16 protein-coding genes are annotated in these 16,173 nt (G+C 45.2%); 1 reads left to right on the top strand and 15 read right to left on the bottom strand.

Annotation, left to right across the window (positions count from 1 at the left end; genetic code table 11):
- Positions 1–16: 16 nt before the first annotated feature.
- From ABTV53_RS13295 to ABTV53_RS13265, 7 genes are all read right to left on the bottom strand, one after another.
- The gene (locus ABTV53_RS13295) at positions 17–1,132 is read right to left on the bottom strand and encodes a GerAB/ArcD/ProY family transporter (RefSeq protein ID WP_433753549.1); all 1,116 of its coding nucleotides are present in this window, start codon (positions 1,130–1,132) and stop codon (positions 17–19) included.
- Positions 1,133–1,172: 40 nt separating this feature from the next.
- Positions 1,173–2,582 carry a spore germination protein gene (locus ABTV53_RS13290; protein WP_433753547.1) on the bottom strand — a complete coding sequence of 470 codons (1,410 nt, stop codon included), beginning with the start codon at positions 2,580–2,582 and terminating at the stop codon, positions 1,173–1,175.
- 201 nt (positions 2,583–2,783) lie between these two features.
- Positions 2,784–3,665 carry a carbohydrate ABC transporter permease gene (locus ABTV53_RS13285; protein ID WP_433753545.1) on the bottom strand — a complete coding sequence of 294 codons (882 nt, stop codon included), beginning with the start codon at positions 3,663–3,665 and terminating at the stop codon, positions 2,784–2,786.
- Between the two features lie 13 nt (positions 3,666–3,678).
- Entirely contained in the window at positions 3,679–4,569 is an 891-nt protein-coding gene (locus ABTV53_RS13280) for a carbohydrate ABC transporter permease (RefSeq protein ID WP_433753543.1), read from the bottom strand.
- Positions 4,570–4,623: 54 nt separating this feature from the next.
- Complete coding sequence (locus ABTV53_RS13275) at positions 4,624–5,889, bottom strand: ABC transporter substrate-binding protein (protein WP_433753541.1); 1,266 nt, start codon at positions 5,887–5,889, stop codon at positions 4,624–4,626.
- Between the two features lie 85 nt (positions 5,890–5,974).
- Positions 5,975–6,859 (bottom strand): AraC family transcriptional regulator, encoded by an 885-nt coding sequence (locus tag ABTV53_RS13270; RefSeq protein WP_433753539.1) that lies wholly within the window; start codon positions 6,857–6,859, stop codon positions 5,975–5,977.
- A 116-nt stretch (positions 6,860–6,975) separates the two neighbouring features.
- Complete coding sequence (locus ABTV53_RS13265) at positions 6,976–7,275, bottom strand: hypothetical protein (protein ID WP_433753537.1); 300 nt, start codon at positions 7,273–7,275, stop codon at positions 6,976–6,978.
- A 57-nt stretch (positions 7,276–7,332) separates the two neighbouring features.
- On the opposite strand from ABTV53_RS13265, the gene ABTV53_RS13260 reads away from it, so the two are divergent.
- Positions 7,333–7,758, top strand: coding sequence for a MaoC family dehydratase (locus ABTV53_RS13260; RefSeq protein ID WP_433753536.1), 426 nt, complete (start codon positions 7,333–7,335; stop codon positions 7,756–7,758).
- Between the two features lie 67 nt (positions 7,759–7,825).
- Here the strand turns inward: ABTV53_RS13260 and ABTV53_RS13255 are convergent, their stop codons facing one another.
- The 8 genes from ABTV53_RS13255 to ABTV53_RS13220 form a co-directional block, all read right to left on the bottom strand.
- Positions 7,826–9,016: a PLP-dependent aminotransferase family protein gene (locus ABTV53_RS13255; RefSeq protein ID WP_433753534.1), complete on the bottom strand. Its 1,191-nt coding sequence runs from the start codon at positions 9,014–9,016 to the stop codon at positions 7,826–7,828.
- Positions 9,017–9,147: 131 nt separating this feature from the next.
- On the bottom strand, positions 9,148–10,296 hold the full coding sequence (locus ABTV53_RS13250) for an NAD(P)/FAD-dependent oxidoreductase (RefSeq protein ID WP_433753533.1): 1,149 nt from the start codon (positions 10,294–10,296) through the stop codon (positions 9,148–9,150).
- A gap of 6 nt (positions 10,297–10,302) precedes the next feature.
- Positions 10,303–11,022, bottom strand: coding sequence for an SAM-dependent methyltransferase (locus ABTV53_RS13245; protein ID WP_433753531.1), 720 nt, complete (start codon positions 11,020–11,022; stop codon positions 10,303–10,305).
- Positions 11,009–12,166 (bottom strand): type III polyketide synthase, encoded by a 1,158-nt coding sequence (locus ABTV53_RS13240; RefSeq protein WP_433753529.1) that lies wholly within the window; start codon positions 12,164–12,166, stop codon positions 11,009–11,011. Before ABTV53_RS13240 ends, ABTV53_RS13245 begins: the two co-directional genes overlap by 14 nt.
- Positions 12,167–12,421: 255 nt before the next feature.
- Entirely contained in the window at positions 12,422–13,306 is an 885-nt protein-coding gene (locus tag ABTV53_RS13235) for an alpha/beta hydrolase (protein WP_433753528.1), read from the bottom strand.
- 172 nt (positions 13,307–13,478) lie between these two features.
- On the bottom strand, positions 13,479–14,168 hold the full coding sequence (locus ABTV53_RS13230) for a hypothetical protein (RefSeq protein ID WP_433753527.1): 690 nt from the start codon (positions 14,166–14,168) through the stop codon (positions 13,479–13,481).
- A 62-nt stretch (positions 14,169–14,230) separates the two neighbouring features.
- Positions 14,231–14,590 carry an MmcQ/YjbR family DNA-binding protein gene (locus ABTV53_RS13225; protein WP_433753525.1) on the bottom strand — a complete coding sequence of 120 codons (360 nt, stop codon included), beginning with the start codon at positions 14,588–14,590 and terminating at the stop codon, positions 14,231–14,233.
- Between the two features lie 132 nt (positions 14,591–14,722).
- Complete coding sequence (locus tag ABTV53_RS13220; protein WP_433753523.1) at positions 14,723–16,123, bottom strand: DEAD/DEAH box helicase; 1,401 nt, start codon at positions 16,121–16,123, stop codon at positions 14,723–14,725.
- Between the last annotated feature and the right edge of the window lie 50 nt (positions 16,124–16,173).

Below are 16,173 nucleotides of genomic sequence, written 5' to 3'. Positions count from 1 at the left end.
GCTCCTCCCCCATCAATCAGGTGTTCGCTTGATTCTTTCGAAAATGCGCCCACCCTTTCTTCAGCCATGCGACACCGTAGATCATTGCCGGAAGAATTAATAAAATGCTGATCGTATACAAGTTAGCTGAAGGGCCTACCAGACTGGAAGCACCCGATCCGCCGGACACAATCCAGTAGGCATAAACCATACACAGAAACGAAAGGGGTACAACGACCGGTTTGTAATCCTTCAAACCAAACCATTCGGCTGTGGATGTTGCAAAAATATAAAGGAAAACAGAAATTTTGACGAAGATTCCAAAAATCCAAACCGCAATAATCAGGGATTCAATATGTTGCAGAAAATCTGCAATGGTTATGTATCTTGCGGCAATCATAACCGGATATACAAAGCTATCCGTCAGATCTCCAATTAAAAACAGGCAAAACAGATTGATGACCGTCATTGCGGTTGTCGTTATTAAAAGGGAACCCAACATGACTCGTGTTGTGCGTTTTCTACGATTGACATAGGGAAGCAGGAAGGCGATTACGATGTATTCACTAAACCATGCAGCAGGTGCAAGGGCTCCTTTGATACTAGGTAGTGGTCCGTTCTCCATGAAAGGGAATAATTCCGCTGGATTCAGCTCCCCAATCAATAGAATAAAGATCAGGCTAAGTAGCACGACAAGGAGGGTCACAAAAATTTGAGAGGTGCGTCCAACCACTTCAATTCCCAGTCTGACATTAAGCGCACACACCGCAACCATAGTCCCCATTACAACAAATAGCGGGGTTCGCGGAAGTGCATTGTTAACAATAAATTCTCCGTACGTCCGTATAATCAAGCCTGTTAAATGGGGCAAAAAAATGATATATACCAATCCAATTAATTTCCCGGGGAAACGACCCGCAATCGATACACTCGATTGAATGAGCGTTTTTCCAGGGTACAGGCGATCTAGTCCAATGGAAACCGCTATCGCTGCAAAACCAACGATGGAGCCTATAATCGGAGAGAGCCACATGTCATGACCCGCATAATGCATGGTAATACCCGGTACAGACAATATTGCGGTCGCTAGAATGGCGGGAAAGATCATGAATGCCAATTGCGTCTCCGATATTTTTCCTTTGTCAGTTAACATCTGTAATCCCGCTCCCTTGATTGCTTGAGTATGGATTGTTCTAGTCCGGTTTGTTCCTTGGTACTGGTCGCCACCATACATCCTTGAGTTCTTTGCTCATCGTAGGGGCCACAGGTGACAGATAAGGTGTTCCAAATGAACGAAGACTGCTCAGATGAATGACAACCAGGATGACTCCCAACATGACACCTGTAAGTCCCAGCGTTCCGGCTAGAAACATCATAGGGAAACGCAGTAATCGGGTCGCGATGCTGGCAGCGTAGCGAGGGATCATGAAAGAAGCGATACCGGTAATCGCGACAATGATAATCATGGGGGCTGACACAATTCCGGCACTCGTCGCCGCTTGCCCTATAATTAATGCGCCCACGATACTGACCGCTGATCCGACCTGCTTTGGCAATCGGACGCCAGCCTCACGCAGTGCTTCAAAGGCAATTTCCATAATGAGTGCTTCCACCAGTGCAGGAAAAGGGATTTCTTCTCTCGCCCGGGCAATACTGAGAAGTAATACAGTAGGAATCATCTCCTGATGAAATGTCGTAATCGCTACATAAGCCGATGGAAGCAGCATGGATAAAACAAAGAAAACGTATCGCAGCCAGCGTACAAAAACACTCATGAACACATTTTGATAATAATCTTCCGGAGATTGTAACATGGAAAAAATGGTCACTGGCGCGATCAGGGTGAATGGCGTTCCGTCAACTAGAATAGCAAAGCGCCCTTCCAGCAAATTGGAAGCGACAACATCTGGACGCTCCGTCGCAATCATCTGGGGAAATGGTGAGTATCGCTGATCGACAATGCCTTCTTCAATGTACTGACTCTCCAGTACGTCTCGAAGCTTTAAATCGGCAAGTCGTGTCTTCACTTCTTTCACCAGATTGGGGTCAATAATTCCCTCCATGTATACAAGTGAAATACTGGTGTTTGTACGATCTCCCATGTTACGTGTATGAAGCTTCAATGCAGGGGTCTTGAGACGTTTGCGCAGAAGAGACATATTCATGGTCAACGATTCTGTGAATCCATCTCGTGCACCGCGCACGGTCGATTCAGCTAACGGTTCCTCGGTTGAACGATTTTCAGCTTTGTATAAAGGGTAGGTAGTTCCAATTATTGAGCCTTCCAGCAGTAGCAGAGCTTCCCCCTCTAATATCGCCTGCACCGCCTGAGTTGTTGTTTCTACACTCTTCACAGAAGCCAGGGGAACCTGCGTAGCTTCAATCCCAATTTCCTGAAGGGGCGTTAGTACCTGTCTTTCCAACCGTTCTGTATCGCATAAACCAACACAATATACGCATACGGCTGAAGTATGACACGCAGTTTGGAATGTATGAAACACAATATCCGAGCAACCTGCAAAAACGGAGCTTAGCATTTCTTGATTCACAGCAAGAGATCCGGTTAACGGCAGGTTCTGTTGTGTTATCGGTGATGTGTCCATACCGCCCTCCCCTTTCTGCGCATGCTCGTCCAGATATTCTCAGTTAAAGGTATCCTTTACTTATAAGTTGGGATATATACGCAAAATATTGAATAGCAAAAGAACCGCCCTCTTGGGCGGCCCTGATGATATAGAACGCTATTCATTCCCTATGAATCCGGAGATCTTGCTCATTGCAGTTCTCTATTTACTATTTGTAAACTATCCTTTGACCGCACCCAAAGCAACACTTCCAATAATCTGTTTGGAAAATACGGAGAAAACAATAATTATAGGCAGAATTGAGATCGCAACACCCAAATACAAGAGCCCATAATCCATCCCATAGTAACCTTGCACTAGCGCAACCAATACCGGAAGCGGGTATTTATCCAGGGAGAAAAATAGCACAAGCGGTGTCAGGAAATTATTCCATGATCCAATAAAAGTGAATATGCCAAGGGCTGAGATTGCGGGTCCCAGAATAGGCAGTACAATCTGATTGAACGTCCGGAACTCACCAGCACTGTCCACCCGTGCAGATTCAATAATCTCATCCGGAATGCTGCTCTCCATGAACTGTTTGATAAAGAATACATTAAACGCGTTAGCTGCGGCAGGCAATATAATCGCGGCATAACTGTCCAGAAGCCCCAAAGTAGTGAAAAGGCGATACACCCCAATCAGGGCCAGTTGACCCGGCACCATCATGGTCGCTAACAAAAACAGAAACAGCCAGTTTCGCCCTTTGAATTTGAATTTGGCAAAACCGTATGCGGTCAAAGCCCCAATATATAGAGATAATACGGTCGATGATCCAGCAATGAAAATACTGTTGGCAAACCCACGCCAAATGTTGATTTTGGATACCATGTTCATATAATTATCAACTAAAAACGATCCGGGAAGAAAGGTGAATGTTGAAGCAATCGTTGCATTGTTATGTGTTGAATAAATGAGCATCAGATAGAATGGAATGATGCACAACACGGCAAGACCAATCAATAACAGATAGATGATGATCTTGCCTGCCGTCATCCTCCTTGTGGTGGCATATTGCTGAATCGCCGCATTTGGTTGTTCAACTGATTTTGCAGTTTGCATGAGACTCCCCTCCCTATGATCGGCTCTTCCGCTTGGTCATGATGAAGGATGCAACGGACAACAATATGATGATAATAAACAGACAAAATGCGATTGCAGCGCCGTAACCAAAACGTGTGCTCTGAAATGCCACATTATAGAGATACATAATGCTTGTCATAGCTGCCCGGTCAGGACCACCATTGCCATTGGTTAATGTAAATGGCTGATCAAAAATCTGAATGCCTCCAATAATGGATGTAATCATCTGAAACAGAATGATAGGACGGAGCATCGGTACGATAATATGGATGAAAATATGTTTCTTTTTTGCGCCATCCATCTGGGCAGCTTCAAGTAATGACGGATCTATCCCCTGAAGACCTGCAAGGTAGATGACCATGGAATACCCGAAGTATTGGAAAAACAAAATGGATGATACAATCAGCCGCATAAACCATGGATCATTTTTCCAGTTAATTGGATCTTGTATGATTCCCGTTTGCATCAAAAAATGATTCAGTCCCCCGGATTGCCAGTCAAAGATCAGGCTGACAAGCAACCCGAGTGATGCAGCCGTTACGATATTCGGAAAAAAGTAAACGGCTCTGAAAAAATCCCGTCCTTTGAGCAGCTTATCATTCAAAATAAAGGCCAACACAAGGGAGATTGTCAGCTGCGGAACCACGGAGACCCCCCAGATAAATAACGTGTTAAACAAGGTTTTGTAGAACAACGGATCTTGCAGTACGGCCACGTAGTTACCCATCCCTACAAAGTCAGGCGTCGTGATGCCGTCAAAGTTGGTGAAACTGATATAGAGCGAATATAAAATGGGATAAAGTCCAAATATGGTGAAAATAATAAAGAACGGAGCAATGAAGTAGTAGCCGTAATGGTCCTTGCGAATCGTTTTGGCAAACATGTTCTATCCCCCCAGTTATCATCGAATGTGTCTAACCATTCGCTTGCTTCTAAGCTAATCCACTGCCAGCTCCGGGAATCTCAAGGTGACATCACGTTTGATTCGCTTTACGACTTCTTCCTTGGTCTGAATGTCCTTATTGAGATACAATTGAAGTACATTTTTGTAGATATCATTGTTAATCGTGGCATCATATTTGGTGCGTTCGTATACAGGAACCCGCTTTGCGGCCTCTGAGAAAAACTCAAAATGCTTCTGTCCTCCCAAATAGGAGGATGAGAGCGATGGAGCAAGTTCATCATTCACAACCATGTTGCTGGTGAAATAATCCTGCTCTTTCGCGAGCTCTGACAGAAAGTCGTGGTTAAAGTTATAGAACTCGATAAACTTCCAGGCGAGATCTTTTTTGTCACTTTTACTATACATCGCAATATACGTTCCGCCCGAACTAAACGCTGACGGTCCCTGAGCCAGGCCCCACATGCCTTCGGTAGCCGGGGCATTGGCCTTGAACGTATATTGCAAGGCCCAGGTTGCCCCGGGATAGAACAAGACCTCTCCTTTTTGCATCGATGCAGCGTAACCGGCACTTCCATCCTCATACTCGGCAAGGACCTTCCGCTCACGTGCTTCACGTACAAGATCAAGTACGTCCAGGTAGGTTGGATCGATGATGAGTTTGCCGTCCTTCACCCAGGGTATACCATCATATGAATTCGATATGGCATTCCAATTCGCCAATGCATGTACTTTATTTCCGCTACTTTGCTGCACCTTCTCTCCAATCTCGAAGATCTTCTCCCACGTATCGATCTGTGAACCCACCTTCTCCGGATCATCGGTTCCGAGATATGTCTTCGCCAAATCCCGACGATAATAGATGCCCCCTGGTGTTCCCTGATAACCTATCGCTCTGACATTTCCTTCACTGTCCTTTTCATTGGCCTGCACAAAAGCATATTGTTCCTGGATAAGTTCATTCGCGTTATACGGAGAAGCTGATAGATTTTCCAGATAGGGAACGTCGATCAGTTCTCGAATATTCGCATTTTCGATCATAAATACATCCGGAGCCTTTGAGGTTGTCTGTAGCGCAGATTTCAGCTTGGTGATATAGAAATTACCGGGGATGTTGACAAAGTTCACTTTGATGTCAGGATATTCCTGTTCGAATTTCTCGATGGCATACTTTGCTTCATCGGTAAAACTCCATACGGTAATTTCCTGTTGCTTGGTTTGATTTGATGGACTGAACTGGCAACCAGCTAACAACAGCGCTGCACATACCAGTACAATAGTTGGCTTAAACCACTTCTTCATAGGCCCCCTCCTTCAAAAAGGAAACGCTTACAATTTATTAGAGTATATTGATTTTGGAGAGGGCTTTCTCCACAAATATTGTGCATTATCCTCCATATTTTGTGATATTCGTACGATGTTTCTTACGAAATTCGGAGGGTGTACAGTCATTATATTTCTTGAAAAGACGATTATAGGAGTTAACATTGTTGAACCCATGCCCGATCGCAATCTCGAGAATCGTATCCTGACGGAACAATAAGGCCCACTCCGATTTGATAATTCGAAAATGATTCAAGTATTCCATCAGTGTTACGCCCTTAATCTCCTTGAACAGCTTGCAGACATGGAACTTGCTGAATTTAATATGTTCCGCCACCTGTTCCAGCTTAATGGGCTCAGCATAGTGCTCCTCCAGATATTCACAGACCGATTCAAGGAATTCAAATTTTTTGGAAGAAGTACATGCCCATCCAGAAGATGAAGATTCATCGGTGGTAACGGGTACTTTTGTACGCAATAGAAGTATGATGAGATCATACAATCTGGATACCATTAACCATCGATATCCCGGCTTCTGATTTTTCTTCTCGGTAATGATGACATCTATATATTGAACCAGATTGCTCTGACTTCCCGTATTCGAGGGGATAACTGTTGTTTTGTTGAAAAGTTGTCCGAGATCCTGAATTTCGGTTTCGGTCGTGAAACTCCCGGTTAACAATTCGAGTCGGAACAAGATAATGGTCAAATGTTCGGTTCCCGGCAAAAAGCAGTGCACATCCCCTGGTTTGATCAACAGGACATCCCCTTTTTCCAATTCACACACGTGATCGTTCACGCCAATTCTGGCGCACTTACCATTGACGAGAACCAGTTCAACCTCATCATGCCAGTGTGCAGCATAATTGAACTGATTTCCTGTATGAATTACCCGAATGGGAAAACCTTCTTGCATATGGCCTGTCTCCAAAAAAGTGGTTACACCCATCGTATCATCCTCCATTTATTTCAACTCAAAAAAACTCCTCGTCTTTATATTATGCATAAATGGCTACTCTCCTTTCTTTTAAGCATTTAAAATTCTATAAAATGGAAAAAAACTCCTTAACTCAGGTTGAGGAGCCGAACAAAATCACGTTCCACACATTGGATGTCCAGTGTATATAACGTCTCTACGATCTCTCCATTGTCAGAACCAATTACGGATAATTGCTCAGGAATTCCTTTATCGATCAGATAACGGGTAGCCAAGTAACCGCCTTGCGTATCACTAATCAAAACCTTTACAATATGTTGAGCATCCAGATTCCGATCCATGACGACAATCAGAAACCCTGCTTCAGATGCTTCAACAATATATACACGAGATTGTACACTAGCATTTGAATACGTCAGTCCAGTCATGTCTCTTACCAAAATATCAACTACGAATAAACATATTAAAGAAACTGAGGTGCCTTCATGAGATTTAGTGAATATATAATAGGTCAGCGTTACAAAACCACATCTTTGGCATTATCCCAGAGCGATATTATGGAGTTTGCCACAATCTATGATCCACAGTACATGCATTTGGATGAGGAGAAGGCCAAGCAAGGCCGCTTTGGCAGTTTAATTGCTTCTGGCATGCAAACGATGAATATCTCCTTTAAATTATGGATTGAGGTCGGGATCTATGGAGAACATGTCGTGGCGGGAACCGGAATGAATAACATTCAATTCCTAAAGCCTGTCTTTCCGGATGATGAACTTCATGTTATTGCAGAAGTCATTGGATTGACACCCAGACGAAAAGGAAATGGGATTGTTACCGTGCTGCTGAGTACATTCAATCAGAAGAACCAAAAGGTATTTCAGGCAGAATTAAGTGCTTTGATCGATAATTAAGGCTGGGAAAGGTCAAAAGAAGCCGCCAATTGGCGACTTCTCATGGATCTATTGCTCTTTTATAATATTAATCGTTGTAACCTTCTAGTACCTGTCCCAAAATCTCTACACCCTTGACAATCTGTTCATCTGACGGGGTTGAGAAATTAAGTCTGATGGCATTACAAGGGTCTTGCTCGTTCACCAGGAATGCATTTCCCGGTACAACCGCAACCCCTTGAGCTGCAGCTGTCTTGGCATAATCAAGCATTGGCACATGTGCTGGCAGATCACACCAGAGGAACAGTCCACCATCCGGTTGGGTATAGGTAATGGACTCACCCATATGCTCTTGCAGCTTGTCCATCATCAATGTTGCTTTTCTCCGATATACCATACGAATACTGTTAATGTGCCCTGCGTAGTCATACTCTGTCATGAATTTGTATGCCAGAATCTGTGGAAGCATGGCTGTATGTACGTCCTCTCCCTGTTTGGCAACAACCATCTTCTCCACGACTTCATGTGGCGCTTGTACAAAACCAACGCGCAGTCCCGCCGACAAAATTTTGGAGAATGATCCAACATAGATGACCAGACCCTCATCATCCATAGACTTAATGGTTGGCACATCGTCTCCATTGAATCGAAGCTCTCCGTATGGATTATCTTCCAGAATCATAACACCATACTTCTTGGCCAGCTCGTATATGGCTTTACGTTTCGCAAGACTCGTCGTTACACCAGTCGGATTCTGAAAACTCGGGATGACGTAGATCATTTTTACATTAGGCTCCGTTTGCAGCGCCTGTTCCAGCTTCTCGATATCCATACCGTCCATCTCCATCGGAACACCAGCAAGCTTCGCACCGGATGCCCGGAAGGAGTTCAGAGAACCGATAAAGCTCGGGCTCTCACAGATGATCGTGTCCCCTTCATTACAGAATACTTTACAGGCCAGTTCAATCCCCTGCTGCGCTCCAGATACAATGAACAATTGATCGGATGGTTTACCTGTATCAAAACCTGTCTTCAAATGTTGAGTCAATGCTTCCCTGAGGGGAACATATCCTTCCGTAATCCCATATTGCAGAGCTGTGACCGGGTCATGCTCCAGAATGGATTGAGTGAATGTGCGGATCGCCTCAATAGGAAAGGTTTCCGGAGCAGGATTCCCCGCGGAGAATGGAATCACATTTTGTCCCGAAGAAGCCTTCAGAATCTCACGAATAATGGATGGTTGCAGTGCTGCGATACGATTGGAAAATAAATAGTTCATCTTAATTAGTGCCTCCCGACATTTCATCTGAATTAACTCTCTATCATTACATTAGATTCTATTATACACCAAAAAAAGAGGCCGCCGTCAGCAACCTCTTTCGCATAAATATCGAGCAAAATTTTAGCCTATTAGCGCGCTGCGTTCATCTCGGATAATCGTGTGGCCTTCACAACATAAGCGGCTAGACCAGGGATCATCCGAGCGAGACCAGGATAGAATTTATTGGTTTTGGCAAAAGCCAGCTTTTGAATTCTTCTTGCGCGTCTGAGCAATTGGGTGAATTCCCGGCTTGCTTCCAGCGTGTAATTACTCTGCCAATCGGCATGTTCAATATCACCCCGAAGATATTTATCAGTCCAGCGGGCACATAAGAGCGAGGAGCGTAGCGCAATGGACATCCCGTCTCCGCACAGCGGAGGAATCATCAGCATCGCATCCCCAATATGCGGATAATCAGACCAAGGCTCAGGTATATTGGACAGATGCAACGGTGCAATCGACACTTGCGATCCATCTACAGGCTTTCCTTCGGCTAAACGGGCTGCCAAACTCACGTTTGTCAGGGATGCCGCCTGTAGAATATCGTTTACAGACTTGCCACTTCCCTGGACGGTATCCAGTGTCAACAATGCGGCGACATTCACAGTGCCATCCTCAATCGGGGAAATGCCCACATAGCCACCTTCGCAAAAATATAACTCTACCCGTGCGGGAATCTCAATTCCGCTGAAGTGGGACTTAACTCCAACATATACGGTTTGGTCCCGCAGATCAGGTGCGGAAGCCATGCCTCGCGGCTTTTTGGTCCCATGTGCTCCGATAACGGCTTTGGCTCTGTAACTGATCCGCTCATCTCCCTGTTTCACCTGAACCTCATAACTGGCATCCTCAAGATGTTCGATGCTCGTTATGGTCGCTTTGGTCACAATCTGGACTCCGGCCTCCAGAGCCTTCTGATGCAAAATCTGGTCGAGCTCATATCGACTTATGCCATATGCGAATCCCGGCAGCGGTGCTTCGATCACTCCGCCTTGTGGCATAACGATTTTGGCATGATCCATGGTGCTGGGTTTCTTCGACTGATCCAGCAGTTGAATGTCCAGAACTTCTAACATCTCCTTGGTTTCGGGTGACATGAACTCACCGCAGGTTTTGTGCCGCGGGAACTCCTGGCGATCCAGCAAAAGGGTCCGATGACCTTTCCCTGCCAGTTGCATTGCACATGTACTGCCAGCAATTCCGGCTCCGATGACAATCACATCTATCGATTTCGACATGTCAGATCACCTGCCTTTAGTTGGGATAACAACAGAGTAACGGAACAAAGGCTTCCATTCATAAGTCATCGTATCATGATTTAGCCGTTGTTTGAGTTCCTTCCAGTCCCTCCCTGTAAAACCTTTGGCTACAGAAAGAGGCCCATCATGACGAATATACCGATTGCGCGAGATCATTCGTGTTGTAATCCAGACTGCTTTATAGGATACGGGATGACGGTGAATATCATTAATGACGACACCGTGTCTGGATGCTCGCAGCATATGAGAAACCATATCAACCAGCTGATCTCCCTCAAAATGATGTACAAACTGAGAGCCTGTCACGATATCTGCGGAAGCATCCGGCAGATGTGTAAGATCGGCACGTTGTACCCGGACTCGGGGTTCGTCACGGAATAGTTGTCTCGCTTCCTGACATGCCTCTTCCGTCAGATCAACCAATGTAATCTCCAACTGAATGCCCTGACGATCCGCCCATTGCAATAGTTTCTGGTTCACATCCCCTGAACCTGCCCCCACATCCAGAAGAGTCAGTTTATCTGGCCTACCGACAGAGTTCCATAGCTTCTCTACACCAGCCAGAGTTGGGCCAGGTGCTGCAAATATTTTGTTAAGACGTCTCAGATGTCTAAGCGCTTCACGCAGCTCCTCCCCTCCCAGAGAGAAGTCATCCATCAGTTCATCTTCCTTGGCTCGAATGGACAATGTTCTAAAAAAGGACATGATCGTGCTCCTCCATCACTGAAGATAATGAGGGTACATAAGTGAATTTCATCAACTCTGCGGTGAGTCCCGGTCCAAATGCCATGGCTACACCATCTGTGGAGGATTGAACCTGTGCCTTCATGTCCTCACGCATCGCGTTCAGTACAAACAGAATGGTATTGGAAGATAAGTTACCAAACGTTCTGAGGACATCCCTGCTATACTTCGTTTGCTCGTCTCGCAGCTTCATTACTTTCTGCACAGAGTCCACAATCCCGCGTCCTCCCGGATGAATGGCCCACAGTTCAGGAAGCTGTTCACTCTGCAATAAGAGACGCAGTTCCTCTTCCAGATGAACACCTAACAGCTTCGGAATACGAGGTGATAGATACAGATCATACCCCAGATTCCCCACCTCCCACGTCATATCTTCAGTCGAATCCGGAAGAAGTACAGAATAACCCGTTCCCAGACTCAGAACATTCTTGTGGTGAGGTTCTGGTGTGCCCACTACACAAGAAGAAGCAGCGTCTCCGAAGAATGAAGCCGCGAACAGCGCTTCCCGATCTTGCACAGGCTGAAAATGAATGGTACACAACTCTACACAGACAACAAGTACCTGTGATCCCGGAGCACCCTGCACGACATCTCGTGCCATCTGAATGGCTTTCAACCCTGCGGCACACCCCTGAAAGATCAGCGGCAGTCGATTAACACGGGCAGACAAACCCAAATGACGGATGAGCATAACATCCAAACCCGGCAGATATTGACCGGTGCAGCTGACCGTGATGATATGTGTGATGCTCTTTGGAGATACGCCTGAATCCTCCAGAGCTTTCTCTGCCGCCTCAATCCCGAGCGGAAGCGCCTCTCGCTTGTATGTATTCATTCGTTCTTCGGTTGTTGGGATGTCTGATCGCTCACCAGAGGGCAGATAACGGCATTCTTCCAGTGAACCCAGATAGCTTGGTTCCACGGTATATCGCGTTTCAACACCACAGGACTTGAATATTCGCCTGGCAAAACGGGCCAAATCTGGCCGATCCTGAAGAGAAGAAGCGATCAGTTGTGCAATATCTGACTGCGCAACGGGGTGAGCAGGTAGAGCCGTTCCCATGCCAAGAATCGCGATATCGGACGAATTGTTATACTGGTTCATAATAAACCTCCTGTTATTGGTCATTATTTCCGCTAATTAACAACTCTTACCCTTAACGATATCGTTATAATCTTAAGAACAGTCCTAATCTAGTTTATTAACCTACCCGTTAGCTCAGAATCTTGGTTTCATCAAACGATTGATCCAACCAGAGATCAACTAAAAAAGCCGCCGAGAGGCGACTTCAGGGTAATTCTTCAAATACCTTACTATAAGTGCTACGCAAGATAACTTCTTACGTCATACTGATCCAAGTTATTTGAAAAATGCTTCTCTGATCTTGTCACTCATCCGATACCAGGCATCCTCAGCCATCTGGAGATCTCCAGAATGTGTAAATCCATGAGCGGCTCCCTCGTATTCGTTAAGTGTCACCTTCACACCGCTCGCTTCAAGCCTTGCTGCATAAGTTCTTGCTTCTTGAGCAAGCGAATCTTTTTCCGCGGTAATGATCAATGCTTCTGGAAGTCCCTCTAATGATGTTGCAAGCACAGGTGAAGCCAACGGGTCTTGCGCATCTTCTGGCGTTTCAAGGTACATGGCATTGAATGTTCTGGCGATATCGGCTGGAATGGCTTCTTCAAAACTCGGTTTCTCGGCCGGATCTGTAGCCAGATCCAATACGGCATAATCCATAACTTGCAGAACAATCGGCAGCTCGCTACCACGTTGCTGATTCAGTAAACTCACTGCTGCAGCAAGATTACCACCAGCACTATGCCCCCCAATAGCGAAGAGAGACGGGTTAACCGATAAGGATTGCGGATTGGCGTGGACCCACTGTACAACGTCGTAACATTCATGGACCGCCGTTGGGAACTTGTGCTCTGGTGCAAGACTGTAATCAATATTAACGACCACACAATCAGATCGATCAGCGATCAGACGACACCATGGATCATCCATCTCTGCTTGTCCCAAGATGAAACCACCCCCATGAATATTGAAGAAGACTGGCAGAGGAGCGGAATTGTCCCTATCCGGTGTATACACAAGTACACGTGTATCACCTTTAGTCGTAGGAATCATGACTTCTTTTACTGTGACAGCATACGTGGAACTGGGTTGAAGAGCAGCATCTGTGCCGACTACATTTTCACGCATACGTTGTATCATTGCCAATTGTTGTTGTTGATCCATAGATATCACTCCTTATTTGCATTAAGAATGACTCCGACAATCGGAGATTTGAATCATTCATTCTCCAATGAATTCAAGACTGTGATGTGATTTTCCTGCCCCACTGTCGTTGCCAGCACACCTTCCGTTAAGACAGCATGTTCATGCGAAATATCAAGCTCCCCCATTTGTCTCACTGTTCGTTGGATGCGCTCCCCTGCACCATACTTGACTCCTTTTTCTTGTGGGACATCATTCTGACTCCCATCAGACAAAACAAAACGCTGCACCCCATGCCAAACAAGCTACTGGTTTTTAAAGCAAAAGGTGAGGCTTGCATGGTAAGTAGTGCCGCTTGTGTCACGACGATGGATACCATGGCATCGGTGAAGTTAATCATTTTCAATGTAGATATGATCGGGTTATGGAGATGACGGTTAGCCCAGGTACCGTACACGGCAAAAACCAGCTTCGTAAAAGCTACTGTAGATACGATATATACAATAAGTCCGCTATATATGAAAGCATCACCGATCAGATACATTCGCAGACAGACGATCGAATAGGACGCGCCCAGAAAACATAGAAAAAGACCTCCGCGTTTATACACCGCAAGCTCTAAAGAATATCTGTCTTGGGGAGACACCATCCCTTTGGCAACTTTATATTGATGAAGCACCTGTCCTTTGGCTATACACAGAATCAAATAATACACAGCATTCGTGATGAACCATCCGGAAAGGAGATATATCCCCAAGACTAGCTTGCCTATCCCAATCCAGGCATTGATAACAAGGGATGCAACGTTGAACAAGGCCGTTCGATCTTGCTTATTTCCAAGATAACGGTCCCATATGGGCTTCAGGTATGTCTTCATTTTCATAGGATATTCATTCGGTTAGAGAAGCAGACCATTAGCCTTTTACCTACCTCATATATTTCTTCTTATCTCTTACCGGTCAGAGAATCCCGAATCCTTTTCGGAAGGGATTGGACAACCTTATCATATGAGTGATCGATCATGACGTAGACATCCTCATCGGACAAGGAACCATCCAGCGTAATGGTATTCCAGTGTTTTTTGTTCATATGATATCCCGGTTGAACTGCTTCATGCTGCTCTCTCAGGTTCTCTGCAATAATGGGATCACATTTTAAGTTTAAGCGACAGTTCTTTTCTTTGTTTTCAAATATAAGCGCGAACATCTTACCCGCAACCTTAATCGCGACTGGATCAGGTCCAAATGGATAATCCTTGGTCGCCCCTTTCTTCTTCAAACTGTACTTAATCATCGTATCCTTCAAGTCAGTACCTCCCTTTCACCAGTGGACGATATAATGATACCGAATGTAAGTTCGTATGTAAATAAGCTCTCTACACATAATAAAACCTCCTCCATATGAATGGAGAAGGTTTTAGCTGAATTTATCTAGATCTTAATTGGCTCTATCATTTCTCGTTTTGCTACTGCGATTGAATGAGCCATGGTTTGATTTACTGCTACTGCTGTTAGATCTACTGCTACTTGGTCTACCATCGTTTGAACGACTACTGTTTGATTTACCACTCTTGGCAAACCATTCGGATTTGGGCTTGCGTGCCGGGTTGGCTTTGGACTTCGCCGGTTTGCCTGCAACCGATTTGTTAAAGGCAGGTTTACCGCCTGGTGTTTTGCTGGTTTTATCAAACACAGGTACACCTGTCATTGGATACGGATGACCTTTCACTTCAGGAATCGTCTTTTTGATTACTTTCTCGATATCCTTCAGGAATGGAAGTTCATCTTTCTCACAGAACGAGATCGCCATCCCGCTTTTACCTGCTCGGCCTGTACGTCCAATACGGTGAACATACGTTTCTGGAATGTTAGGCAGGTTAAAGTTAATGACATGTGACAGTTCCTCCACGTCAATTCCTCTTGCCGCGATATCCGTCGCAACTAATACACGTGTTGCCCCACTCTTGAAGTTGTTCAGTGCCCGTTGTCGCTCGTTCTGAGACTTGTTGCCATGAATAGCCTGTGCCGTAACGTTCACTTTGGCCAAATCACGTGTAACCCGGTCAGCGCCGCGCTTCGTGCGTGTGAACACCAATGCCGTGACGATGGATTTATCCTCTAGTATCTGATTCAACATATGCTGCTTTTTGCCATTCTCCAGCAAATATATAGACTGCTCAATGCGGTCTACTGTTGAAGATACCGGTGTGATTTCTACTTTAACTGGATCAACCAGTAACGTTTTAACCATTTTGGTGATTTCGGGAGGCATCGTAGCTGAGAAGAACAGCGTTTGTTTCTTATTAGGCATCTTGGCAATGATTCGTTTCACATCATGAATGAAGCCCATGTCCAACATCCGGTCTGCTTCATCCAGAACGAGAATTTCAACCATCTTCAGATCAATACGTTTCTGGTTAATCAGATCGTTCAATCTGCCAGGTGTTGCGATAATAATATCTGCCCCTTGATTCAGCGCCCGCTCTTGCACTTTTTGCGAAACACCGCCAACAATTGCCGTACAACGAATGTCCGTATACCGGCTATATACCTTGATGTTATCCGCGATCTGAATAGCCAGTTCTCGTGTTGGTGTCAAAATTAATGAGCGAATATGTCGTGTGGATTTGGGTCCTTTGGATCTTTCGCTTAATAATTGAATGATCGGCACCGAAAATGCTGCCGTCTTGCCTGTTCCTGTCTGTGCACATCCCAGCAGATCTCTGCCAGCTAATACAGCTGGTATGGCCTGTTCCTGTATAGGGGTAGGATTAGTATAGTTTGCTTTGCTTAACCCTTCCATAATAGAGGGGATAATATTCAAGTCCTTAAATGTCATGTTGTCTCCTTCATTTACGCACATCTATCAATAAGACGCATCTTTTATTT

This window comes from Paenibacillus amylolyticus, assembly GCF_050990605.1.
Lineage (GTDB): Bacteria > Bacillota > Bacilli > Paenibacillales > Paenibacillaceae > Paenibacillus > Paenibacillus amylolyticus_H.
Note: the sequence above shows the minus strand (reverse complement) of the source record. Positions and strands in the feature narration are given on the sequence as shown.